A 21,601-nucleotide genomic window follows, 5' to 3' on the forward strand; every position below is an offset into this window, starting at 1 on the left:
GACCGCCAGTAATTCAACGTTTAGGGAGATGAAAGCGAGTCCGCGAAAGAATAGGGCTGCGTTCAGGGACTGGTCTCGTTCGCGACGCGTTCGTCGTCCGGCGCGACAATCTGGGTGTCCTGGCCGCGTTCGACCGGGATGCGATCGACGACCTCGCCGTTCTCGTCGGTGATGAGGACGTAATAGAGGATGTTTTCGTTGTCCGGTGCAGGCTCGACGTCGGTGCCGTTCTCGCCGGTGTCGAGTTCGCTTTCGTCGATATCGCCGCGGATGAACTCCCGGATCGCCGTGTCGTCGCTGAGTTCGATCGCGTTGCCGGTGTCGGCGTTGACGAAGACGTTGCGCGTCACGTCCGTGAAGTCCGTCGGCACGACCTTGATGTGCCACCAGAGGTCGCCGTCGACGGTCACTGGGACGGGTTCAGTCACCACGAAGTTGTCACCCCACCCGGTCTGGGAGTCTTTCGATTTGGCGATGCCCATCGCTCGCTCCGGTCCAGTCAGCGTCTCGTCGCCGGTGCCGAAGTAGGTGTACTCGCCGGTGTCGGCGTCGGCGAACCACACCTCGTCGAGCCCGCGCGTGTCTTCGCCGTAGGGCTCCATCGCCGTGACGTAGGACATCTGCTCACCTTCGAGGTCGATCACGAACGGCTGTTCGTTGTCCGCGCTTTCGGGCAGGTTCGCGACTTCGACCTCACCCTCGTGCGCCCCGATGACCGGCATCTGGTTGATGATTCCCTCGCGGTACCCCAGCGAGCGCGTCTCCGCGCGCGTCAACGTCATCGGGTAGAGACGCTGGCCGTCGAGGATCTCGTTTGCCTGTGCTTCCTCTGGGGTGAGATGCTCGATGGTGCCGTCGGGATGGACCAAAGCTCCGCCGTTCCATTTCGGTGTCGTGTGCGGGAACGGGAGGAGGTGCCACTCGTGGCCCGTCTTCGGGTAGTAGAGATACGGGTTGCCGTCGTGGCTGAACTCGACGGCGTCGTCGTTGTACTGCGAGAAGAACCCGCCGAGTTTGACGTTCCACCGTGCCGAACGGTGCAGCCACATCCCCTCGCCGTACGTGAAGTCTTCTTCGTAGACATCGATCTGCTGTTCGTCCATCGACGTCATGTTCGCGACGAGGACGCCGCGTTGATTGTCGAGCAGCATGTTTCGGGCTCCGTCCGGTTCGATCGGATACGACCACGCGAGCGAGCCGTCCTCCTGTCTGGCGATGTCGCTCGTGCCGAGACGATGCGTTCGGTAGGAAACTGACCCGCGGGTCGTCACGTCCGAGACCTCCCGTGGGATGACGCGCGGGTTGTTCGCGTTGGCCTGCGGGAACTCCTCGACTTCGGTCGCATCGGTCATCGTCTGCTGGGCGAGCGTCCGCTGTTCGAGCGCCGCCGCCGGCACGCTTACGAGAATCGAGAGGACGAACAACACGCCGACGATCGCCCCAAAAATTCGAAGCTTTCGCATCGCCGTCCCGCCACCCACGACGACCCCGTCGACTGGCGTCTGGTCGTCCTCGAACAGCATCGAGACGAGGTTCGATTCCTGTTCCTCACGTTCGAGTCGCCACGGCGGGTAAAACCACAGTATCAGGGCCGTGATCGTGCCGCCGCCGATCAGGACCAGTCCGGACGGCGAGAACAGTGCAGCGTAGACCACACCGTGGACCAACGGCCGGACCAGGAAGGCGATGCCGACGACGATCGCCAGGATTACGATTCGCTTCCCCAGGAAGTACGGCAACGGGGACCCAGACGACGGGACACGCACGTCCGGCCCGTCGTCGTCACCGGAGCTGTCGATCTCTGCCATATGGTAGGGGGTCGGTCGGTTCGAATAAATACTATGGGTTTACCCCGACCGGCCATTCTTTCGCCCAGCGACCGCGATCACTCCTGGCGAACCCTCGGTGGTTCGGCGTCATCTGAGAGGAAGATGCTGTCCGCGTCGGGATCGAAGTACACTTCGAGCGCGCGAAGCGCGCCGGCATACGCCGAGACCATGATGAACGTGAAGACGAACACGGCGGGCAGGACGAACTGGAGGACCATAGAACGGCTGAGAATCGGCGATCGCAAAAACGTTGATATCTCGGCCGCGGTCGTTGGCCATCGGTTCACGTCGGAGTGCGGTCACTCGTGGCCGGAGACCAGCACCGGCTCGTAGGGTTCTTCCAGATATGCCTGATCGGACTCGCTGAGGTCGATCTCGAGGGCTTCGACGGCGTCTTCTAAGTGTTCGACGCTCGTCGTGCCGACGATCGGCGCGTCGACGGCATCCTGATGGAGCAGCCACGCCAGCGATATTTGAGCCATTGTCACGCCGTAATCTGCCGCCAGCTCCTCGACGCGCTCGTTGATCTCGCGCCCGCCGCCCTCGAAGTACGGATGGTTCCGGGCATGCTCGTCAGTTTCTCCGCGTGTCGTGGCATCGAACGCCTCGTGGGGGCGGGTGAGATAGCCACGCGCCAGCGGACTCCACGGGATCACGCCGACCCCCTCGCGTTCACACAGCGGCAGCATCTCGCGTTCCTCCTCGCGATACAGCAGGTTGTAGTGGTTCTGCATCGTCTGGAACCGTTCCAGATTCTCGCGTTCGCTGGTCGCCAGCGCGTCGGCGAACTGGTGGGCCCACATCGAGGAGGTCCCGACGTACCGGGCCTGTCCCCGACGGACGGCATCGTCGAGTGCCCGCAGCGTCTCCTCGATCGGCGTGTCGTAATCCCAGCGGTGGGTCTGATAGAGATCGACCGTCTCCATCCCGAGGCGATCGAGGCTGTTCGCCAGTTCCTGCTCGATGGCCTTCCGGGAGAGCCCACCCGAGTTCGGGTTGTCGTCGTCCATCTGGAAGAACCCCTTCGTGGCGACGACTTGCTCGTCGCGGTCGTAGTCGGCCAGCACGTTCCCGAGCACGCGCTCGGAGTCGCCCAGGGAGTACATATTGGCCGTATCGAAGAAGTTGATCCCCAGGTCGATCGCGCGCTCGATGATCTCCCGGCTCTCGTCCTCGTCGAGCACCCACTCGCGCCAGTCGCTCGACCCGAAGCTCATACAGCCGAGGGCGATCCGGCTGACTTCCATCCCGGTCGAACCGAGGGTCGTGTACTCCATAGCTTTCAGCAGGGCCGGCGTGGAGAAAAAGATTCGGCTGTTCGTTCATATATTTGATTGAAGCCAAATTATTTGAACCAGCGGCGACAAGCACACACCGAGATGACCGAATCGAATCAGCGAACGTGGGCGGACACGCTCAGCGGACGGGAACGGATTCGCCGAGTCATCGAGACGCTGGAGGGGCCGACACCGGTGGGCGAAATCGCCGACAGGGCGGACGTCTCCCGGGCGACGGCCGACGACGAACTCGAACAGCTGGCGGACGACGACTGGGTCAGTGAAACGACTGTCGAGGGAACCAAAGCGTACGATCTGAACCCTGTCCGCCTACTTTTCGACGAGGTGACGGACCTGATTCAGACGCATTCTCGGGAGGAGCTCGAATCACAGCTCGCCGAACTGACCGAAGACCGAGAACAGCTGGCGGCGGACTACGATGTCGACTCGCTTTCTGCATTCCGGAATCAGCTCGCTGGAGAGGACCTGGGTGCGTCGGAGATACGCGAACGTCGCAACGTCATCGAGACCTGGGAAGCGATCGAGACGGAGCGTCGGCTCGTCAAGCACGCCCTCCAGCTGTACGATGACGTAGTCGAGCTATCTTCGCCACGGACTGACGTATCCTCCACCTTCGCATAATGGTCGTCTTTTTCGCCAACCGGGACAATTTGCAGAGCAAGCGCCTCCACGACCGTATTCGGAATCGCCTCGACGGTGGCCTCACGGACGTTCGCCGACGACGGACCGAACCGCGAGAGGCGGGCCAGTACCGCGTGGTCGGCGAGGGAAATCCTCGACAGTTCCTCGAGGAACCGGACTACTCCGTGACCGCCGCGCGGATCGAAGTCGGGTTTCGCCTCCGGACGGGCGACCCGTACGAGCACTACTGGTTCAACTGGATCGAACCGGACCGGGACGTACTGGTCGGGTGGCATCAGGACGACACGCACGACGATCTCGGCCCCGTTCACGTCCAGGTGAACGACGGATCGGCAGTTGTCGAGCACAGACCGGCCCGGTTTCTCGACACGCACCCGCTTGACGTTCTCGAACGTCGGCTCGACGCGTTGTCCGATCTCGTCACAGCTGTCGAGTGGGACGATGGTCGGCCAGTCGGATTCGACACCTCCGTCGAGTCGCTCTGACTCTTAGAGAAGTGGTAACCGTCCACGGATAGCGCGAAAACAGCCCTGAAACAGCTCTATTCGATCTCACCACGCGGGAAGTTCCCGATCGTCGCCTTCCGGAACCCATCTTCGTCGAAGTCGACGTCGAGCCACTCGGTCAGTTGTTCGGCGTCGCGCATCGCGTTCTTCAGACAGGTCGAAGCCCCGGGTGAGGGCGTGACGTTGAAGATGACGTCGTTGCCGGTGATCTTGGCCTCGCCCATGTCCAAAGACTTCGTCTCCGTGTTGACGATCTGCGGGCGGACGCCGCCGTAGCCCTTCGCGCGCTCGATGTCACTCGCTTCGACGGTCGGCACGACCTTCCGGACGTGGGGGAGGAAGGCCCGCTTGCCGACGGCTGGCAGGTCATAGAGCAGGTTCTCCAGGACGTACGGCAACAGGGTCCGATCGGCGAGGATGTTCGTGTAGCTCAGCACCGAGTCCGGCGAGAGTTCGAACACGTCGAAGAAATCGGCGACCGTCGAGAGCCGCCCCCGCTCCAGGGCGGGCACGACCTTCGCCGTCGGGCCGAACCGGGTAAGTCCCTGATCGTGGACCTCGGCGTCGCCGTGGACCGCCGCGAAGGGGAGTTTCGCCATCTGAAGCGTGTATACTTTGCCGTTGAGCAGGCCCTCCTCGGCGACGAAGAAGCTCCCGGCGACCGGCAGCAGCGACATGTGCTCACCGTAGCCCATCTCCTTGGCGATCTGGAGGCTGTGAGACCCGGCGGCGACGACCGTCGCGTCGCTCTGGTACCAGCCACGTTCGGTCTCGATCAGGAACTCGTCGTCGGTCTCGTTGACCGACTCGACTTCCGTGCTCGTGAAGACATCGACGCCCTCGTCACCCTCGACCTCGCGGACGAAATCCGTCGCGAGTTCGCCGTAATCGACCGTGTAGCCGTCGGGCGTCTGCAGGGCAAGCATGTCGGTATCCGGCTCCCGCCCTTCGACGACCTTCGGTTCGATTGCTTCGATCTCCTCGCGGTCGATGGCGTCGAGTTTCGGGAAGAGGTCACCGAAGCCCTTCTCGTGATAACGCGAATCGAGTCGGTCGACTTCCTCGTCACCGACTGCGAGCGCCATCTTGCTTCGCTTTGCGTGCATCTCCTGGTCGGGGTCGTTGTCCTCGAGATACCCGGCGACCATCTCGGCCCCTTCCTTGACCTCCTCGGCCTTCTCCAGGGAGTAGTTGGTCTCGATGTCCCCGAAGTGCAGGGTCTGGGAGTTGTTCGTGTGATGGGAGTTGATGGCAGCGATCTCGGGCTCTTTCTCGAAGAGTGCGACCGACTCGACGTCGGTGAACTTCGCGACTGTATACAGCAGTGATGCGCCGCTGATGCCCCCGCCGACGATGATCAGGTCGTATTCGCCTTGCATGGTAGAAGTGTCCACACAGAGGGGTGTCGGACACTTATGTCATCTGGCCGGGGAAGGCACTGCCTCGATAGCGCGATCTGCCGACACTCGGCCGCGCCCGCGACGACAGACACTTCACGGCGATTTCCCTACCACCGGTAATGCCAGAATATCCGATCGTGGTCCGCGAGATCGGCGGCCAGAATCGACTCGGCGTCGAGGAGGCCGACGACCTCGAGGCGGACGTCCGCGAGATCGTCACCGACGGATACGAGCAGATCGACGTCGAGCGCCGGGACGACGGCGAGGTCGTCGGAACTGTCGTAGCGAGTGAGGACCGCCAGACCATCGAGGACGTCCGGTGGGACAGTTGATCGCGACATCGACCGAGGAGTGAGACTCGGCGAAGCCTTCACGCGGTGTCCTCGACGTGCTCGACCCACGGACACAACGGGTCGCTCGCGAGCGGATTTCCAGTGACAGCGTGCGCTCGCGATCGGGAACCGCCACAGATGTCTAAGTAGTCACACCGCGAACAGGAGCCGACGAACTGGTCAGTATCGCGTAACCGCTCGAAGAGATCGGCGTTACGATAGATATCGACGAGGCTCCGATCGGTAACGTTGCCGCCGCTTTCGGGGAGGAATCCCGACGGGTAGACCTCGCCCTCGTAGCTGACGAACACGAAACCGTTGCCCGCCCGCGTCGACCCGACCCGGACGCCCTCGCCCGACTCCCGGCGTTCGAACTCGTCGGCGACCCTGCGGTAGTGCGGTGCCTCGACGGTGATTACCCGGTAGGGAGCCTCCTGGCCACGACGGTAGAGCCACTCCATCACCTCGACGGTTCGCTCGGTCTCAAGCTGGGCGAGTTCCTCGCCCCGGCCGATGGGGACGAGGAAGAACACCTCCCACATCGCCGCGTCGAATTCTTCGACCATGTCGGCGATCTCGGGGAGGTCCTCGACCGTGTTCGCCGTGACGGTCGTGTTAATCTGGATCTCCATGCCCGCCGCGCGGGCCTGTCGGGCAGCTTGCTCGACGCGAGCGAACGACCCGTCCTCGCCCCGGAACTCGTCGTGCGCACTCGCGGTCGCGCCGTCCAGCGAGAGCGCGATCCGCGAGACGCCGGCGTCGGCGAGCCTGCCGATCACGTCTTCGGTGAGGTTCGCCGTCGGCGCGGGCGTGACGGCCGTGGTGACGTTTTCTTCGGCAGCGTGCTTGAGCAACTCGAAGAGGTCGGGTCGTTCAAGCGGGTCGCCGCCGGTGAACACGAGGATCGGTTGCGGGTGGCCGAAGTCGGCGATCGACTCGACGAAATCCTTCCCGTCCGCCGTCGAAAGCTCTGCTGGATCGCGCTCGGGCTGGGCCTCGGCCCGGCAATGATCGCATTCGAGCTCGCAGGCCTGAGTGACTTCCCAGGTGACGATCAGCGGTGTCTCGGCGTAGTTTCGGGCTCCGGGATGGCCGCCGGGGTGGCTCGAACTCGACGCGTCCGGATTCGAACCCGGATGCTCCGACGCGGCGTGGTCTCCTGGGTGTCCGGACGGCGGGGCGTCGCCGTGTGGATGGTCTTCGGACATTCGTCTCGATGGAAACTGGTGCCAGACTGCCAAAAGCCCACGGGGATTCTCGCGTGCCAGTCAGTACCGTTCGGGGTCGATGCGGCCGACGTACCGACGCATGGCGGCGTACCCGACGACGGCACCGACGGCCAGCGCCGCCACGGTCGCCGTGGTGACTGTCGTCGCGCTACCGACCGCGAGTTTCGCTGCGACAGTGGCCGGATGTTCGGGGAGCAGCGCGAGCGCGCCGAAGGCACCCAACACCAGCACCGAGTACAGGAGCTGTGCCTGCTGGCGCTTCCCGGTCAGCAGGCCGAGGACGATTCCGAAGACGACGACCAGCACTGACGTCGCGGCGACCAGCAGGACCAGCGCCGGGACGTTCCGGATCGCGATGCCGTTGGCCCCGAGCAACACGATCCAGAGGATCGCCTGGAGCGGAGCCAGCACCGCCATTCCGAGCGCCTTGCCGTCGACGATGTCGGTCAGCGACAGGGGGGCGACACGCAGGAGTTCGAGTGTCCCGCGTTCGATCTCCTCGGTGATCGCGTCGACAGCGATCGACCCGCTGATGAAGGGGGGCAAGAACAGCAGGAGGGGAACGAGCACCGTGTAGGTGAACCCGAAGTACGGGCTGGAACTCGCCCCCTCGGGGAGTGTGACTGGCGGGGCGTCGAGGAACTCACTTCGGTCGATGCGTTCGGTGCGCTCGAGTTCCTCGAGGATCGACCGCAACTGGACGACCACGATCGTCGATTCGATGTCTCCCTGTGGGACGGTCGCAGACACCTCTATCACCCCATCGACAGTCTCGGCGTGTAACACCCCCTGGACGGCCCGGTCCTGGAATCCCGCCATCGCCTGCGCGCGGTTGGCGTAGGGCGTGAGTTCCACGCCGTCGACGGCTGCTGCGGCCTCCTCGAGTTCGGCGGTCGCGTCGCCGGAGACACCGACGTCGATCCCGCCCGCCTGGACAGAGCCGGGATCGTACAGCGACGTGAGTCCGACGACCAGAAACGACGAGAACGCGGCGATGAACAGCTGGATGACCAGCGCGAGCACGATCGTCTTCTCGCGGGAGAGCGAAGCGACGTCTCGCCTGGCGATCGTCAGCCGACTGTCGTCGAGCAGCGAGCCACTCGCTTCGGCGTCGTGCTCAGGCAAGGGTACTCACCACCGTGAGGTTGTACGCGAGGTGAATCACGATCGCCAGGACGAGTCCGACGGCGTAGCCCCGGCGACTCCTGACAGCGCCGATCGCCGAGACCGAGGCCGTCACCGCGTGTAGCGCGAGGGGAGCGAGCAACAGGCCGACGGCCAGCAACGGCGAGACGCCGTACTCCGCGCCGCCGGTGACGAAAGCGGCCTGCTGGACCTCCGGAATGTCCGTCCCGAGCAACTGCACGATGAGGCCGAGTTTCTCCGCGAGGAAGAACCCGAGTCCCGATAGCGATCCGACGACGAGTGCGTTCGCGACCGTCCGGGCGTACTTTCGATGGACGAACCCAGCGTAGAGGTGGAGACTCTTGGCCAGTTCCTCGATGACGGCCACGGCCACCAGAACGAAGACGACCGCCAGTTCGGGCGCACCGAGGTAGATCGGGTAGGCCATCGCGACCGCGACCAGTTCGGTCACGAGGACGAACGGCAACAGGATGATCGAGAGTTTCGTCGCGCTCGTCCGGCGTTTGATCCGACCCGAGAGCGAATCGAGAACCTTCAGCGGGACCGGGCGCTGGGTGAACATGTCCTCCTCGCGGTAGAGCCCCGCGCCGAGGCCAAAGAGGACAGCCGCCGTGAGCAGCGGCGGCAGCGTCGAGAAGACGAACTCCGCGAGGCCGATCGCCTGGCCCTGGAGGTCCCGCACGACGAGGGTCAGCGGCGAGATGAGCGCGATCGGCGTCACGTCGGTGAAGATGGCTGGCACGAACGCGTAGCTGGTCAACGAGACGGTGATCGTGACCGTCAGGAAGGTGAGTTCCTTGAACGACCGGGCGAACATCCCAGCGAGGAACGTCGCCCCGAGGAACAGGAGGACGAGCGGAATCACCGCCAGCACGGAGACGACGCCGCTCGCCCCGTCGGTCGCGAAGACGACGAGCCCGGCCGTCAGGAGCACCTCGAAGATCATCGCGCCCAGGAAGTACGGCAGCGTCTTCCCGGCGATGATGTCGCCGCGAGTCACCGGCGAGACGAGCATGAGTTCCCCCCGGCGCTTGAGTCGCTCGCTGAGGATCGAACTCCCGTAGGCCTGGATGATGAAGTTCAATGGCAAGACGAAGACGAACGCTAACACGAGCGAGCTAAAGGGGAACGGCGGCGCGATGTCCGACGGCGATCCGGTCGTGCTTCCGCCGCCGAGGGCACCCCCTAGCCCGCCGAGGCCACCCGGCAATCCACCGCCACCGCCGCCGCTAGCCGTGTCGTCGTCAGTTCCGCCAGTCCCGGCGTCGCCAGTACCCGAACCACCTGCGTCGCCAGTGCCACCGCCACCACCGTCGGGACTGTCCCCGTCAGACTGTCCGCTGTCGCCAGTTCCGTCGTCGCTCGCCGCCGACCCAACTGGCCGTCGTTCGACTGGTTCGAGCGTCACCGACACGGGATAGGCCGCCGTCTGGTTGTCGTCTTGCTCCATCAACCAGTCGTTGTACGCCTGCACTGAACTCCGCAGTTCCGTGAGTGCGGCGCTCCCTTTCGGCGAATCGGCGACGGCGACGACCGCCGATCCGTCGATCAACAGCTCGATCTCACCCGACCCGACGCCGTCAGCGGTCGGCGGCTTGACCGCGAACGTCGGGTCGCGTTCGACGACGTCGTAGTAGGGGCTCGACTCGTCGACGCCGACCCGATACAGCCCGGAATCGAGCGCGACGCCCTGACTGGCGATGAGTGGCGCGAGCGCGCCGAGGACGACGACCGCGGCGATCGTGACAGCCGCTGTTCGGCGATCGATCCCGCCGGCGTTCTTCGTGACTTCCCACCAGCCGATCCGGAGTACCTTTCTGAGGCGCACGTTCACTCCCCCGGTTCGACCGCACCCGTTCCCGTCGTGCCGGTCGCGGCCGCCCGGCCGGGTTCGTCGGCGACGTTCAGGAACACCTCTTCGAGGCTCGCCTCTTCCGTCCGGATGTCGACGACCTCGCCGTCGCGCTCGGTCGCGGCCTCACGCGTGGCGTCGACCTCGTCCATCGTCTCGACGCTCCGGAGGTAGCGGCCGTTCTTCCGGACGCTCCCCGGGACTTCGACGGTCGTGTAGACGTGATAGGTCGTCTCGCCGTGTTCCTCTCTGAGGGTGTCGAGCGGCCCGCGAGCCACGATCGACCCCTCGTTCATGATCGCGACGCGGTCACAGATGCTCTCGACGTGAAAGAGGTTGTGTGCGCTGAAAACGATCGTCTTGCCCGCTTCGGCGAGTTCCGTCGTGAAGTCGATGATGAAGTTCGTCGTGAGCGGATCGAGGCCGCTCGCCGGTTCGTCGTAGATCAGGACGTCCGGATCGTTGATCAGCGAACGGGCGATCGCGACCTTGCGTTTCATCCCCTTGGACATGTCGCCCAGCGGCCGGTCACGGTGCTGGAGGTCCAGCCGATCCAGCGTGTCGTGCATCCGCTTTTTCGCCTGGTTTTCGGGGACGTCGTAGAGATCAGCGAAAAAGGAGAGATACGAGAGTGGTGTCATCTCCTCGTAGAGCGGTGACTCCTCGGGCAGGAACCCGAGTCGCCGTCGCATCGCCGAGTCGTCGGCGTCGAATCCGGCGATCTGGACGTCGCCGGCGGTCGGCTCGATCAGGCCGGCGAGCATCTTCAGCGTGGTCGTCTTGCCCGCGCCGTTCGGGCCGATGATGCCGAACACCTCGCCGCGGTCGACCGAAAAGGTACTCCCCTCGACGGCCGCGAAGCCGCCGTACTCCTTGCGGAGGTGGTCTACCTCGATCATTGGGCGTCCTTGCGGTCGGACGAACGTATATGTTGGCTCCAGACCTCAAATTCGATACTGGCGTTCGACGACGTGTCAACCATCGACACGTGAGCCGGATCGCCGATTCTGTCATTGCCGACGGATACGAACGTTCGATCCCCGCATGAAAGCCGTCGTCTGGCGAAGACGGTCGCCGAAAACGGCGAATACGTATGTCATCGGATTTTCCCAGATTGTGGGATTGGGCTCAAGCCGGATATATGGCCGATGCGTACACTGAAACGTCATGGCACAGTATGACTTCGACGGCCGCGTCGCGGCTGTCACCGGTGCTGCATCGGGTATTGGACGCGAGACAGCCGTACAGTTCGCTGAGAGTGGCGCTGCAGTCGTCGTTGCGGACGTCGACGACGAGAAAGGCGAATCGGTCGTCGCCGACATCGAAGCCGATGGCGGCGAAGCCGTCTACGTCCACACAGACGTCACGAGCATGGACGACGTCGAGGCGATGGTCGAGACAGCCGTCGAGGAGTTCGGCCGGCTCGATTATGCGGTCAACAACGCGGGTATCGGTGGCCAGCAGGCCCCGGCCGGCGGCTTGAGCGAGGACGACTGGATGGCCGTCATCGACGTCAACCTCAACGGCGTCTGGCGGTCGCAAAAGGCCGAACTCGACGTGATGACCGACCAAGACGACGGCGGCGTCGTCATCAATATGGCGTCGGTCCTCGGGAAGGTCGCCTTCGAGAACTCCTCGGGGTACGTCTCGGCCAAACACGGCGTCATCGGGCTCACCAAGACCGCGGCCTGGGAGTACGCCCAGGAGGGCGTCCGCGTCAACGCCATCGGCCCGGGCTTCATCGCGACCCAGATGCTCGACGAGAATGGTATCACGAGCAACGAAGAGGTCCGCGCCCAGATCGAGGCCATGCACTCCGAGGATCGCCTCGGGGAGCCCGAGGAGATCGCCGACGCCGTCCTGTGGCTGTGTTCGGACGGTGCCTCCTTCACCAACGGCGAGACCCTGATGGTCGACAGCGGCTTCACGGCGCGGTAACGACGACGATCTGCCGGACAATTTTCATCGGCAAGAAGCGCTAATCTGACATGATGTCAGTTGGTTTTGATTTCGGAGACCACGTGGTGCTAATAACTGGTTCCGGCGGCGCACTCGGGAGTGCGACTGTCGAGGCGTTTCTCGACGCAGACGCGACGGTGTGTGCCGCCGACGTGATCGGGCCGGACGACGACAGCTATCTCCTCGACCCTGATCGAGAGTCGCTGTCAACCTATCGAGCCGATTTTACCGACGAACCAGCCGTCGAGGCGACCATCGAGGAGATCATCGCCGATCACGGCCGCCTCGACGCCCTGGTCAGCGTGGCAGGCACCTGGCAGGGCGGCCCTCCCGTGGCGGAGACGAGTGACGAGACGTTCGATCTTCTCGCCGACGTGAACGTCCGGACGGCGTTTCTCGCTGCCAAGCACGCCCTCCCCCACCTGCAGGGGACCGGCGGCTCGATCGTGACCGTCTCCTCGAAGTCGTCACTGGAAGGCGGTGAAGGCGACGGCCTCTACCGCGCCTCGAAGGCCGCTGTTCGATTGCTCACCGAGTCAATCGCTGCCGAGAACGACGGGGTCGTCAGGGCGAATACGGTCATGCCGGGGGTGATCGACACGCCGGCCAACCGCGAGATGATGCCCGACGCCGATCACGGCGCGTGGGTCGATCCTGCCGATATCGCGGACGTGATTCGGTTCCTCTGTAGCGAGGCGGCGTCGCCGGTCACCGGCGGCGCGATTCCGGTCGATAACGCCGGGTGATCGCGGCCACCGCCTGCTCGACTGTCGAGAGTACGCCCAGTTTCGGACGGTTGTACATTCTCTCCGCGATGGCTGTCCCGAAAGTAGACAGCTGTCCGAACAGCCCCGGCAAATATCGACGACTTAATTTGGAGGGGTATGGAAGGAACATGCCGTATGAGCGCTGAAGGCGTCCGAGAAACGTGGTCGACTCGTATCGGGTTCATCCTGGCGGCGGTCGGCAGCGCCGTCGGGTTGGGTAACATCTGGCGGTTCCCCTTCCAGGTCGGACAGGAAGGCGGGGCCGCGTTCATGATCATGTACCTGGCGTTCGTCGTCCTGATCGGGTTCCCGGCGATGCTCGTCGAGTTCGTCGTCGGGCGGAAGACGGGATTGAACACGGTCGGGGCCATCCGGGAGTTCGCCGGGGGTGCCTGGAAGTACCTCGGGGGCCTGTTCGTGTTCATCGGCTTCGTCATCCTGTCGTACTACAGCGTCGTCGGCGGGTGGGTGATGCGGTACATCGTCGGGAGCGCCACCGGCGGATACGTCGGTCCCCCCGCAGCAGACGGAACGCCCCAGGCCGCCCAGTACTTCGGACAGATCGCGGTGGGCTGGGACGCCCTGTTCTTCCACGCGCTGTTCATGCTCGTCGTCATCGCCATCGTGGCGCTGGGCGTCCAGCGCGGGATCGAACTGGGCGTGAAGATCATGGTCCCGGCGATCATCGCCATCTTCGCCGTGCTGGCCGTCTACGCCTTCACGCTCTCCGGGGCCGCCGAGGCCTACAGTTACTACCTCTCGCCCGACCTCGGATACCTCCTCGAGAACTGGCAGAGCATCGTCCCCGCCGCCGCGGGGCAGGGCTTCTTTACGCTCTCGCTCGGGATGGGCGTGATGATAACCTACGCGTCGTACCTCTCCGAGGACGAGAACCTGGCGATCGACGGGGGGAGCATCGTCGTGTTCAACACCGGCATCTCGATCCTGACCGGACTGATCGTGTTCCCGATCCTGTTCTCGGCCGACGTCGATCCGGGAGATCCCGGAGCGGGCGCGATCTTCGTCAGCGTCGCCGAGGCACTCGGCGGCATCCCGTTCGGTGAACTGGTCGGTGTCCTGTTCTTCGGGACCGTCGCGATCGCGGCGCTTTCCTCGGCGATCAGCCTGATCGAGGTCGTGGTGTCCTACGCTATCGACGAATTCGGCGTCGATCGTCTGACGGCGACGGCGATCGTCGGCGCCGCGATCTTCGTGCTCGGTGCACCCGTCACGTACGACACCGTCATGGTCGACCTCTATGACATCCTCGCGGCGAAGATTCTGCTACTCTCCGGGGGGATCCTGCTGATCGTTCTCGTCGCCTGGCTGCACGCGGGCGAAGCCCTCGAGGAACTTGAGAAGGCATGCGTCTTTAGCTAAGCGAAGAACCGCCTGACAGCAGCGGCTTATCGAGGTACCTTTGCAGGAGGATTGAGGAGGTTGCGAGTGTGCACAACGCTCCCTCCTCAGATCAGATTGAACGTCGGCTCACTACCCTCTTTCCCTCTGCTGCGCTGGAAGATCACGCCGAGGCTGTCGGCGTGATCGAACGAGACGGAAAGCTCCAGATCCCGCCGCTCGTGTGGTCGTTTGCGTTCGGCTTCGCCACTGGCGAGAGCCGAACGCTCGCAGCCTTCCGTCGGAGCTACAACTCCACAGCTGACAAACCGCTGTCTCCCGGTGGGTACTACCAGCGATTGACGCCGACGTTGGCAGAGTATCTCCACGACCTCGTCGAGTACGGCCTCGACGAGGTCGCTGTCCCCCACACTGTGACCGACCAGTTCGACCGATTCAGAGACGTGATGATTGCTGATGGGACGGTGTTGCGCCTGCACCAGTTCCTCTCCGATGAGTTCGAAGGACGCAACGAGGAGCAGGCTGGAGCACGGCTCCACCTGCTCCACAACCCGAGCGATCAGATGCTGGAACGATTCAGCATCACCGACGAGAAAGCCCACGACAGCACGGAGTTCAACACCGGCTCGTGGCTCGAACAGCGGCTGGTACTGTTCGATCAGGCGTATTTCAAATACCGGCGGTTCGCGTTGATCGACGAGAACGATGGCTACTTTGTGAGTCGGCTGAAACCCGACGCAAATCCGGTTGTAACGGACGAGTTACGGGAATGGCGTGGCGACGCCATTCCCTTGGAAGGAGAGAAGATCCACGATGTCGTTGAGGATCTCTACCGGAAATACATCGATGTGGAAGTCGAGGCTGAGTTCAAGCGCGGGCCGTACAACGGAACACGGTCGCTGGACTCCAAGCGGTTCCGCGTCGTCGGCGTCCGCGACGAGGACGCCGACGACTACCATCTGTACATCACGAATCTGCCGCGTGAGGAGTTTCTCCCGGAAGATTTAGCGACGATCTATCGGTGTCGGTGGGCTGTCGAGCGGTTGTTTCGGGAGCTCAAGACGCAATACGGACTGGATGAGTTCGACACAACGAAAGAGCACGTTGTGGAGATTCTGGTGTATGCGGCGTTGTTGTCGCTGTTAGTGAGTCGTGAGTTGCTGTCGCTGGTGACAGAGTGCGCCGATGATGAAGCTGTCTTCCCTCCAGGGCGTTGGGCGGCGACCTTCCGGTCGCACGCCCAACTCATTCTCAACGATTTGGGTGAATTCCTCGGCTACTCGCCACCTCCGCTGTTGGAACGGCTGATCGAAGATGCACAGAAAATCCATAGCCAACGACCGATACTACAGGAGACGCTCGCTACCGCTACACAACCGAGGACTGAGGCTTAGCTAAAGACGCATGCTTGAGAAGGGTGTGAGCAGACTGGGATCGAACGGGACCGTCTGGCTCTGGGTCGTCCGTGTGCCAGTGTTGATCGTCCTGGTCGTCTCACTCGCCCTCGGTGTCATAGAGTACGCGGACTTCCTCACGGGGGACTTCGCGGAGTTCCTGGGGAATCTATAAACTCGCTAGCATGCCTCTCTGAAGGAAATACGGCTGATCGGGTTATCGGACGTAGTACGGCCCGCCACCACCGGCGAGACGACCGAGATCCGCCTCGCGCCGGTAATCCTGTTCCTGGAGTTCGATGAGTGCGTCAGAAAGTTCCCTTCTGTCGTCTTCGCCCCACGTCTCCGGATCGGCAATCGGCATCACGAGCCACCCGCTGCCGACGATCTCCGTGGCGTGGAGTGCCGCCATGTCGATGTCGTCGGTCGGTTCCGTCGTCATGTTTTCGAGAACCCATCGCGTCGCGCGTTCGCCGACTGGTAACAGGACGTGAGCGGCGATTGCCCGGACCTCGGCCTCGATGAACGTCCCCTGACGGCGATAGTCGTCGTCCCCTGGACTCGACTCGGGCACACAGGGATGGAGATACGAGAGATACGTCGAATCGACCGTCGGTGGCGCGCCGGTCTTCCGGAGCAGTCCACCTCGAAGCAGCGCATCCTGCAGGCGATTTGCGCCGTCTGTTTCTGTGAACGGGACGCTGGTGGTGACGCCACCGTGGATCCCCGGGTGGTCGCCGATCACCTGGAAGTCCGCTTCGACGTCACCGAACCCGGGAACGAATCGCTCACCGTCTGGATCGAAGCCGAACGGATTGAACTCGGCGTCCGAAACGTAGGTCACACCGCCTTCTCGGTACTTCGGTCGCATGAACCTCCCGATTGCGGCCGGTAACGAACTGATCGAAAGCGACTCAGACCACGTCGACGTACGCCGGCAGATCGACAGGCACAGACCCGAGCGTGTACGCCTCCGTGCTGTCCCCCGGTCGGACGCGAAACACGACAGCCGGCCGATGGCCGATCTCCGGGCGTTGTTCGCGGAGTCGCGACCACTCGCCGTCGTCGAACGACGAGCAGTCGACGAACAGTGTCACCCCACCGCCGTGATCGGCGAGTTGTCCACTCGTCTTGGTCGCGACGGTCTCCTTGATCGCCGTGACGGCCGAGCCAGCCGAGCGCTCGGAGGGGGGCAGCGGCCGGGTCACTTCCACGAGTCGGCCCGTCTGGTCGTCGCCGTCGACGCGGAAGTCGATAGAGTGACCTGAGGAGACTTCGTTCTCGGGAGCGAGATCGTACCCGGCGTCGTCTAAGAGTTTGGCGACGGTGAACTCGCTCATCGTCGCGCTCATCCGCGTGAGGTTAAGCGTCTCTGCGGTCCCGAGTTTCGCCGCCATCTCGTATCGGTCCGGAAAGACGCCACCCTCGAGCAACTCCTCGTAGTAGGAGAGGGCAGTGTCCCGATCGCAGTCCGGGAATCCGGCGGCGTGGTCCCTGAAGAACTCCCGGGAGGTGTGTCGGCCGTCCTTCGAGAGCAATACGGGCAGGAAAAACCACGAGATGGTGGGGTACTCGGCGAGCCAGGGGGCCTCCTCGTGGAGTTGCGCCAGGAGTTCCCGCTCGGCCCACTCGGCCACGGCGTCGGGCACCTCCTCGAACGTGTACTTCTCGGTCTGCCAGAGCGCCCGCGGCGTCTCGGTGTTGCCCATCCAGTAGGCGACGTCGTCGGTCCAGGTGAACAGCGCCACGTCGCCGTTGTCCATGTCGAAGCGACGGGCCTCGTACCCATCGGGCTGGCGAAACCAGGGGCGACCCATCGTCGCACCGATGGCCTGGTTCAGCGACTGATAGAGGGCGGATCGAACGCGGTCGGCGGTCCAGCGCTCGTTCGAACGCCGGAATCGAAGCGGCTTCGCCACGTAATTCGATACGTGAGTGACTGGTTTACACCTTTGGTGTCAGTCGTGACGCTCGCCCACGACGGTGTCGACCAGCTCTTCGAGGTCTTTCTGGATCGACCCGTTCGAGGCGATGACCTCGCGGCTGCCGTCGCCCGCGAGCTGGTCCCGGAACGCGCCGCCAGCTTCCCGGAGGATGACTTCGCCGGCCGCGACGTCCCAGTCGTTGATCGAGAGCACGACGTACCCGTCAGCGCTGCCGTCGGCGATCTGGCACATGTTCAAGGCGGAGCTTCCGGGCCGTCGAACCATACTCTCGCGTTCGAGGAGCGTCGTCGCGACGGCGAGGTCCGACGCGAGCCAGGCGCGACTCCGCTCGCTGAGCCGGGCGAACACCATGCTGCCGGCCAGCGTGTCGTGTTCGGACACCGATATCGGCTCGCCCTCGAGCGTGTGATCGTCGCTCCGGTAGGCCCCTTCGCCTGCGGCAGCGTACCACGTCCGCCCGAGCGCGGTGTCGGGCGAGTGGACGACGCCGACGACGCCTTCGCCGTCGATTCGAAGCCCGATCGAGATGCAGTAGTATGGGTACCCAGTCGCGAAGTTCGACGTGCCGTCGATCGGGTCGACGATCCACTCCCGGCCTTCGCCGGTGACACCCGTTTCGTTCTCCTCGCCGACGACGCGGTCGTCTGGGAAAGACTCGGCGATTACGTCGGTAATTCGCTGTTCGCACTCGCGATCGACTGCGGTGACGAGATCGTTGGCGCTGCTTTTCGAATCAGTCTCCGCGTCGTTGCGGAAATCAGTTCCGGCGTGTTCGGCGGCGATCGATCCGGCCTCGCGGGCCGCCCGGAGGGCGACCTGCAGTTCCTCGGAGGCGTCCATGGCCGGTGTTACTTCGGCGTGGGGTTAGCCTTGACGCTCTGTGTGTGAAAGCGGTCTGGAAGGGAACCGTCGTAACTCCTGGTCGTACTACCGTGTGTTACTCGGCGACGCCACGGGCGAGTGACTGCATCTCGGCGACGAATTTCCGGCGCATCGAGGAATTCGCCAGCGTGAGCAGCGCGTAGACCACGACGCCAACGACGATGATGCCCAGCAACCGCGGGAGGGTGTCGATCGGGACAACCACTCCGATGGCGTGTACGACACCCGCCATCACAGCGGCCGCGGCAGTCAACCACCCGATCTCGAGCCACGGGAACTCGATCGTCACGAACTGCGAGAGGAAGTAGGCGTGCAGGACCGTGTTGAGCACGAACGACGAGGCCGTCGCGAGTGCTGCGCCGACGATACCGAACTCCAGGATGAGCACGACGTTCAACACGAGGTTGACGGTGATAGAGGCGACCGTCGCGTAGGCCGCCAGGTCCGGGCGATCGACTGCCTGTAGCGACCGGCCAAGGATCGTATGTACCGACTGGAGGAGTTTCTCGCCCATCAGGACGATCAACACGAGCCACGCGACGGTGTACTCCGGCCCGAAGACGAGCCCCAGGATCTCCCGGGCGTAGACGAGCGTCAGGAAGAACGACGGAATCACCAGCGCCATCGAGGGCGTGATCGTCTTCCGGATCATGTCCTCGATGCGCTCGTAGGCCTCTTCGGCGTCCCACCGGCTGGCCTGGGGAAACAGCGTCGTCGCGATCGAGCGACTTAACAGCATCACGACGAGTGTCACCCGCCAGGCGATCTCGTAGGCCCCGACGTCGGCCTGGGTCATGAGCAAGCCGATGATCGCGACGTCCATCCAGGAGTAGAAGTACCACCCGACCCGCGAGATCACACCCCACCGACCGTACTCGAACAGCGACTTGGCGTGCTCGAGTGAGACGCGCCCGAGTGGAATCGACACCCGGTACCAGCCCCAGACTAGCATCACACTCAGCCCGGCGAGCAAGCCGTAGATCAGCGCCTCGACGCCCATGCCCTGGCTGACGAGCAGTCCGCTGACGCCGAACCAGACGACCCACCGGGTCACCCGGAGGATCGCCGTCTCGCCGACCCGGAGTTCGCCCCGGAGAACGATAGTCGACAGCCGCGAAACGTCCTGGATCACGATCGCGACGGCGAGAAAGACCGCGAACTCCGCGCCGATGTAGCCGTTGATGGCGTCCTGAAACAGGAGAATCAACCCGACGACCAGCGCCATCGGCACGAGTTTGACGGCCAGGGCGCTCGTGAGGTACGTACTCTGGTCGCGCCCCTCGCTGATCCGCTTCTCGATGGCTCCCCGGAAGCCGAAGTCCGCGGGGATAGCGATCATCCCCAGGAGTGCCTGAAACAGGAAGAACATCCCCATCTCCGAGGCCCCCAGCGCCCGGGCGAACACCGCGATCCCGAGAAACCGGATCGTGGTCCGGCCGACGTTGCTCGCGAACAGTTTGAGACTCGAACGCGTAAAGTCCATCCTTACGCCCCCCGTGGGTCTTGCGGGCCGGTTGCCGGCCGCGATCGTGACGTCACGGAGCCATCGCGACGCCGGCCGCCGATTCGTTGCCCCCACGCAACGTTCCCCTGCGTCACGTGCGATTCCTCCGTGCAGATCCCCGACGCGTAAACAATATCACGAAAAGTCGTCGCCGTCTCGCCTTTCTATATCTTTCGAGACGCGACGGCGACTCCCGCCCGGACCGACTCAGTAGCGCTCGGACCGACACCTTCGACAAGCTGGCGTCCAAACAGCGGGTATGACCGCGAGCGAGCGCACCGAGGCGGGTATCGAGGCCACCTACGAGGAGACCGACGCCGAGCGGTTGCTGGTGTTCGACCGCGATGGACGGACGGCAGCCATCGCGCAGAACCGGGAGGGCTACGCCATGTTGAAGGTTCGACCGACGCCCGACGGCGACGAACTCGAACGCTACTACGGGTTCGACATGGCACTCGATCACGCCGCGGAACTGCTCGGCGTCACTCCAGATCAGTTACCGATCCCTGCTTCAGCCGAGGATATGGGGATGTGACCGCGAGAGAAGCACGCACCGAAACCACTCAGGAAGTCGAGACGGGCGTCGAAGGGGCCTCGTCGAAGTCATCAGTGACTACGCCGACGAACGCCGCCGGATGTTCGACGTGTGGAAGGAGTTTCGCATCGTCGAAGACGATCAGGCGGGAGTCGGTCTTCTTCGCCAGCGCCCGACCGCCGGAAACCGGCGTGATGTCGGCGTCACGTCCCCAGACGAGCGTCACCGGGGCGTCGACGTCCGCGAGCGTCTCAGTCAGCTCGCTCGCAGGGTCGAGATAGCCGCTGACGAACGACGCCGGTGCGTAGCGTGCGCCGGGCTGATGGGCCGTCTTCCACTGATAGGAAAGCGTCTCGGCCGTCAGGTTGTCCATGTCGGCGTAGCCGTGATCGCGGTGGAAGTACTTGATCCCGGACTTGCTGACCAGCAGGTTGAACAGTCCCGTCCCGAGAAGTGGCGTGCGAAACAGGCTCCGCAGCCACGACCGGGGGGAGTCGCTCATCGTCGAGTCCGTCGGCGCGATCAACACGAGCGAGTCGACGTCCGCCTCGGCCGCGGCGCTGGCCGCGTACGCACCTGACAGCGACGACGCGACGACCCGCGGTTCATCGACGAGGCCTCGAATCGCGTCCCGGAGGAACGTCTCGTACAGCGACGCCGAGTAAAGCAGCGGCGGGCGGTCGGACCGACCGAACCCGGGGAGGTCCGGGGCGATCACGTGGTACTCCCGAGAGAGGTCTTCGAACACTTCGGCGAACTCCCGGCTCGATGACGCCGCCGAGAGGCCGTGGATCAGGAGGAGATCGGGGTCGTCAGGGTCGCCAGCTTCGGTGTAGGCGACGTCGAAGCCGCGCCACCGGTAGGTTCCGCTCGCGCCGACGAGTGGCGGTTCGAGGTCGCCAGCACGGGCCGTGAGAAGACGGTTGACGCCAGCAGTCACGCCGGCCGCACCCACAGCCGCCGTGAGGAGGTTCCGGAGCTTCATACCGCGTTCTACGGGCGTGGCCGGCATATAGGTGAT

Annotated in this window: 22 protein-coding genes; 9 read left to right on the forward strand and 13 right to left on the reverse strand. The window is 63.9% G+C overall.

The features are described 5' to 3' along the window. Window positions 1–62: 62 nt before the first annotated feature. From HTIA_RS01305 to HTIA_RS01310, 3 genes are all read right to left on the reverse strand, one after another. A complete protein-coding gene (locus HTIA_RS01305; protein WP_008524987.1) occupies window positions 63–1,808 on the reverse strand; it encodes a hypothetical protein in 1,746 nt (581 codons plus the stop codon). A 77-nt stretch (window positions 1,809–1,885) separates the two neighbouring features. After that, window positions 1,886–2,047, reverse strand: coding sequence for a hypothetical protein (locus HTIA_RS16760; protein ID WP_008524986.1), 162 nt, complete (start codon window positions 2,045–2,047; stop codon window positions 1,886–1,888). Window positions 2,048–2,128: 81 nt separating this feature from the next. Next, window positions 2,129–3,106 carry an aldo/keto reductase gene (locus HTIA_RS01310; RefSeq protein WP_008524985.1) on the reverse strand — a complete coding sequence of 326 codons (978 nt, stop codon included), beginning with the start codon at window positions 3,104–3,106 and terminating at the stop codon, window positions 2,129–2,131. Window positions 3,107–3,208: 102 nt separating this feature from the next. Between HTIA_RS01310 and HTIA_RS16765 the strand changes: the two genes are divergently transcribed. Further along, window positions 3,209–3,748 (forward strand): winged helix-turn-helix domain-containing protein, encoded by a 540-nt coding sequence (locus HTIA_RS16765; RefSeq protein WP_008524984.1) that lies wholly within the window; start codon window positions 3,209–3,211, stop codon window positions 3,746–3,748. Beyond that, a complete protein-coding gene (locus tag HTIA_RS01320; protein WP_008524981.1) occupies window positions 3,748–4,254 on the forward strand; it encodes a hypothetical protein in 507 nt (168 codons plus the stop codon). Before HTIA_RS16765 ends, HTIA_RS01320 begins: the two co-directional genes overlap by 1 nt. 56 nt (window positions 4,255–4,310) lie before the next feature. Here the strand turns inward: HTIA_RS01320 and HTIA_RS01325 are convergent, their stop codons facing one another. Beyond that, window positions 4,311–5,654 carry an FAD-dependent oxidoreductase gene (locus tag HTIA_RS01325; RefSeq protein ID WP_008524979.1) on the reverse strand — a complete coding sequence of 448 codons (1,344 nt, stop codon included), beginning with the start codon at window positions 5,652–5,654 and terminating at the stop codon, window positions 4,311–4,313. Window positions 5,655–5,794: 140 nt separating this feature from the next. On the opposite strand from HTIA_RS01325, the gene HTIA_RS01330 reads away from it, so the two are divergent. Then, the gene (locus tag HTIA_RS01330; RefSeq protein WP_008524977.1) at window positions 5,795–6,007 is read left to right on the forward strand and encodes a hypothetical protein; all 213 of its coding nucleotides are present in this window, start codon (window positions 5,795–5,797) and stop codon (window positions 6,005–6,007) included. A 38-nt stretch (window positions 6,008–6,045) separates the two neighbouring features. On the opposite strand, the gene HTIA_RS01335 is transcribed toward HTIA_RS01330, so the two are convergent. The 4 genes from HTIA_RS01335 to HTIA_RS01350 are packed head-to-tail and all read right to left on the reverse strand — an operon-like array spanning window position 6,046 to window position 11,133. Beyond that, entirely contained in the window at window positions 6,046–7,215 is a 1,170-nt protein-coding gene (locus HTIA_RS01335) for a radical SAM protein (protein ID WP_020935933.1), read from the reverse strand. Between the two features lie 60 nt (window positions 7,216–7,275). Next, window positions 7,276–8,361 carry an ABC transporter permease gene (locus HTIA_RS01340; RefSeq protein ID WP_008524974.1) on the reverse strand — a complete coding sequence of 362 codons (1,086 nt, stop codon included), beginning with the start codon at window positions 8,359–8,361 and terminating at the stop codon, window positions 7,276–7,278. Continuing rightward, on the reverse strand, window positions 8,354–10,210 hold the full coding sequence (locus HTIA_RS01345) for an ABC transporter permease (RefSeq protein ID WP_044950866.1): 1,857 nt from the start codon (window positions 10,208–10,210) through the stop codon (window positions 8,354–8,356). Before HTIA_RS01345 ends, HTIA_RS01340 begins: the two co-directional genes overlap by 8 nt. Before the next feature lie 2 nt (window positions 10,211–10,212). Then, window positions 10,213–11,133 (reverse strand): ABC transporter ATP-binding protein, encoded by a 921-nt coding sequence (locus HTIA_RS01350; protein ID WP_008524972.1) that lies wholly within the window; start codon window positions 11,131–11,133, stop codon window positions 10,213–10,215. Window positions 11,134–11,401: 268 nt separating this feature from the next. Between HTIA_RS01350 and HTIA_RS01355 the strand changes: the two genes are divergently transcribed. From HTIA_RS01355 to HTIA_RS16580, 5 genes are all read left to right on the forward strand, one after another. Then, window positions 11,402–12,172, forward strand: coding sequence for an SDR family oxidoreductase (locus HTIA_RS01355; protein ID WP_008524970.1), 771 nt, complete (start codon window positions 11,402–11,404; stop codon window positions 12,170–12,172). A gap of 53 nt (window positions 12,173–12,225) precedes the next feature. After that, window positions 12,226–12,939: an SDR family oxidoreductase gene (locus tag HTIA_RS01360; protein ID WP_044950868.1), complete on the forward strand. Its 714-nt coding sequence runs from the start codon at window positions 12,226–12,228 to the stop codon at window positions 12,937–12,939. A 156-nt stretch (window positions 12,940–13,095) separates the two neighbouring features. After that, the gene (locus HTIA_RS01365) at window positions 13,096–14,340 is read left to right on the forward strand and encodes a sodium-dependent transporter (RefSeq protein WP_008524968.1); all 1,245 of its coding nucleotides are present in this window, start codon (window positions 13,096–13,098) and stop codon (window positions 14,338–14,340) included. A 68-nt stretch (window positions 14,341–14,408) separates the two neighbouring features. Next, complete coding sequence (locus HTIA_RS01370; RefSeq protein WP_008528742.1) at window positions 14,409–15,713, forward strand: IS4-like element ISHti13 family transposase; 1,305 nt, start codon at window positions 14,409–14,411, stop codon at window positions 15,711–15,713. 25 nt (window positions 15,714–15,738) lie between these two features. Next, window positions 15,739–15,888 carry a hypothetical protein gene (locus HTIA_RS16580; RefSeq protein WP_153802432.1) on the forward strand — a complete coding sequence of 50 codons (150 nt, stop codon included), beginning with the start codon at window positions 15,739–15,741 and terminating at the stop codon, window positions 15,886–15,888. A 42-nt stretch (window positions 15,889–15,930) separates the two neighbouring features. On the opposite strand, the gene HTIA_RS01375 is transcribed toward HTIA_RS16580, so the two are convergent. The 4 genes from HTIA_RS01375 to HTIA_RS01390 form a co-directional block, all read right to left on the reverse strand. Continuing rightward, complete coding sequence (locus HTIA_RS01375) at window positions 15,931–16,557, reverse strand: uracil-DNA glycosylase family protein (protein ID WP_148290917.1); 627 nt, start codon at window positions 16,555–16,557, stop codon at window positions 15,931–15,933. Window positions 16,558–16,627: 70 nt separating this feature from the next. Continuing rightward, window positions 16,628–17,632, reverse strand: a complete 1,005-nt coding sequence (locus HTIA_RS01380; RefSeq protein WP_008528161.1) for a DUF5784 family protein — start codon at window positions 17,630–17,632, stop codon at window positions 16,628–16,630. Window positions 17,633–17,671: 39 nt separating this feature from the next. Continuing rightward, window positions 17,672–18,499, reverse strand: a complete 828-nt coding sequence (locus tag HTIA_RS01385) for an inositol monophosphatase family protein (RefSeq protein ID WP_008528162.1) — start codon at window positions 18,497–18,499, stop codon at window positions 17,672–17,674. A 97-nt stretch (window positions 18,500–18,596) separates the two neighbouring features. Then, the gene (locus HTIA_RS01390) at window positions 18,597–20,024 is read right to left on the reverse strand and encodes a flippase (protein ID WP_008528163.1); all 1,428 of its coding nucleotides are present in this window, start codon (window positions 20,022–20,024) and stop codon (window positions 18,597–18,599) included. A gap of 280 nt (window positions 20,025–20,304) precedes the next feature. Here HTIA_RS01390 and HTIA_RS01395 point away from each other — a divergent pair, with 280 nt between their 5' ends. After that, window positions 20,305–20,580 carry a DUF7111 family protein gene (locus HTIA_RS01395; protein ID WP_008528164.1) on the forward strand — a complete coding sequence of 92 codons (276 nt, stop codon included), beginning with the start codon at window positions 20,305–20,307 and terminating at the stop codon, window positions 20,578–20,580. A gap of 28 nt (window positions 20,581–20,608) precedes the next feature. On the opposite strand, the gene HTIA_RS01400 is transcribed toward HTIA_RS01395, so the two are convergent. Next, window positions 20,609–21,565 carry an alpha/beta fold hydrolase gene (locus HTIA_RS01400; protein ID WP_008528165.1) on the reverse strand — a complete coding sequence of 319 codons (957 nt, stop codon included), beginning with the start codon at window positions 21,563–21,565 and terminating at the stop codon, window positions 20,609–20,611. Between the last annotated feature and the right edge of the window lie 36 nt (window positions 21,566–21,601).

The organism is Halorhabdus tiamatea SARL4B (assembly GCF_000470655.1).
Taxonomy (GTDB): domain Archaea; phylum Halobacteriota; class Halobacteria; order Halobacteriales; family Haloarculaceae; genus Halorhabdus; species Halorhabdus tiamatea.

Excerpts from the sequence above, each read along its gene's own strand:
- HTIA_RS01305 (WP_008524987.1), bottom strand. The coding sequence starts at position 1,808 with ATGGCAGAGATCGACAGCTCCGGTGACGACGACGGGCCGGACGTGCGT.
- HTIA_RS16760 (WP_008524986.1), bottom strand. The coding sequence starts at position 2,047 with ATGGTCCTCCAGTTCGTCCTGCCCGCCGTGTTCGTCTTCACGTTCATC.
- HTIA_RS01310 (WP_008524985.1), bottom strand. The coding sequence starts at position 3,106 with ATGGAGTACACGACCCTCGGTTCGACCGGGATGGAAGTCAGCCGGATC.
- HTIA_RS16765 (WP_008524984.1), top strand. The coding sequence starts at position 3,209 with ATGACCGAATCGAATCAGCGAACGTGGGCGGACACGCTCAGCGGACGG.
- HTIA_RS01320 (WP_008524981.1), top strand. The coding sequence starts at position 3,748 with ATGGTCGTCTTTTTCGCCAACCGGGACAATTTGCAGAGCAAGCGCCTC.
- HTIA_RS01325 (WP_008524979.1), bottom strand. The coding sequence starts at position 5,654 with ATGCAAGGCGAATACGACCTGATCATCGTCGGCGGGGGCATCAGCGGC.
- HTIA_RS01330 (WP_008524977.1), top strand. The coding sequence starts at position 5,795 with ATGCCAGAATATCCGATCGTGGTCCGCGAGATCGGCGGCCAGAATCGA.
- HTIA_RS01335 (WP_020935933.1), bottom strand. The coding sequence starts at position 7,215 with ATGTCCGAAGACCATCCACACGGCGACGCCCCGCCGTCCGGACACCCA.
- HTIA_RS01350 (WP_008524972.1), bottom strand. The coding sequence starts at position 11,133 with ATGATCGAGGTAGACCACCTCCGCAAGGAGTACGGCGGCTTCGCGGCC.
- HTIA_RS01355 (WP_008524970.1), top strand. The coding sequence starts at position 11,402 with ATGGCACAGTATGACTTCGACGGCCGCGTCGCGGCTGTCACCGGTGCT.
- HTIA_RS01360 (WP_044950868.1), top strand. The coding sequence starts at position 12,226 with ATGTCAGTTGGTTTTGATTTCGGAGACCACGTGGTGCTAATAACTGGT.
- HTIA_RS01365 (WP_008524968.1), top strand. The coding sequence starts at position 13,096 with ATGAGCGCTGAAGGCGTCCGAGAAACGTGGTCGACTCGTATCGGGTTC.
- HTIA_RS01385 (WP_008528162.1), bottom strand. The coding sequence starts at position 18,499 with ATGGACGCCTCCGAGGAACTGCAGGTCGCCCTCCGGGCGGCCCGCGAG.
- HTIA_RS01390 (WP_008528163.1), bottom strand. The coding sequence starts at position 20,024 with ATGGACTTTACGCGTTCGAGTCTCAAACTGTTCGCGAGCAACGTCGGC.
- HTIA_RS01395 (WP_008528164.1), top strand. The coding sequence starts at position 20,305 with ATGACCGCGAGCGAGCGCACCGAGGCGGGTATCGAGGCCACCTACGAG.
- HTIA_RS01400 (WP_008528165.1), bottom strand. The coding sequence starts at position 21,565 with ATGAAGCTCCGGAACCTCCTCACGGCGGCTGTGGGTGCGGCCGGCGTG.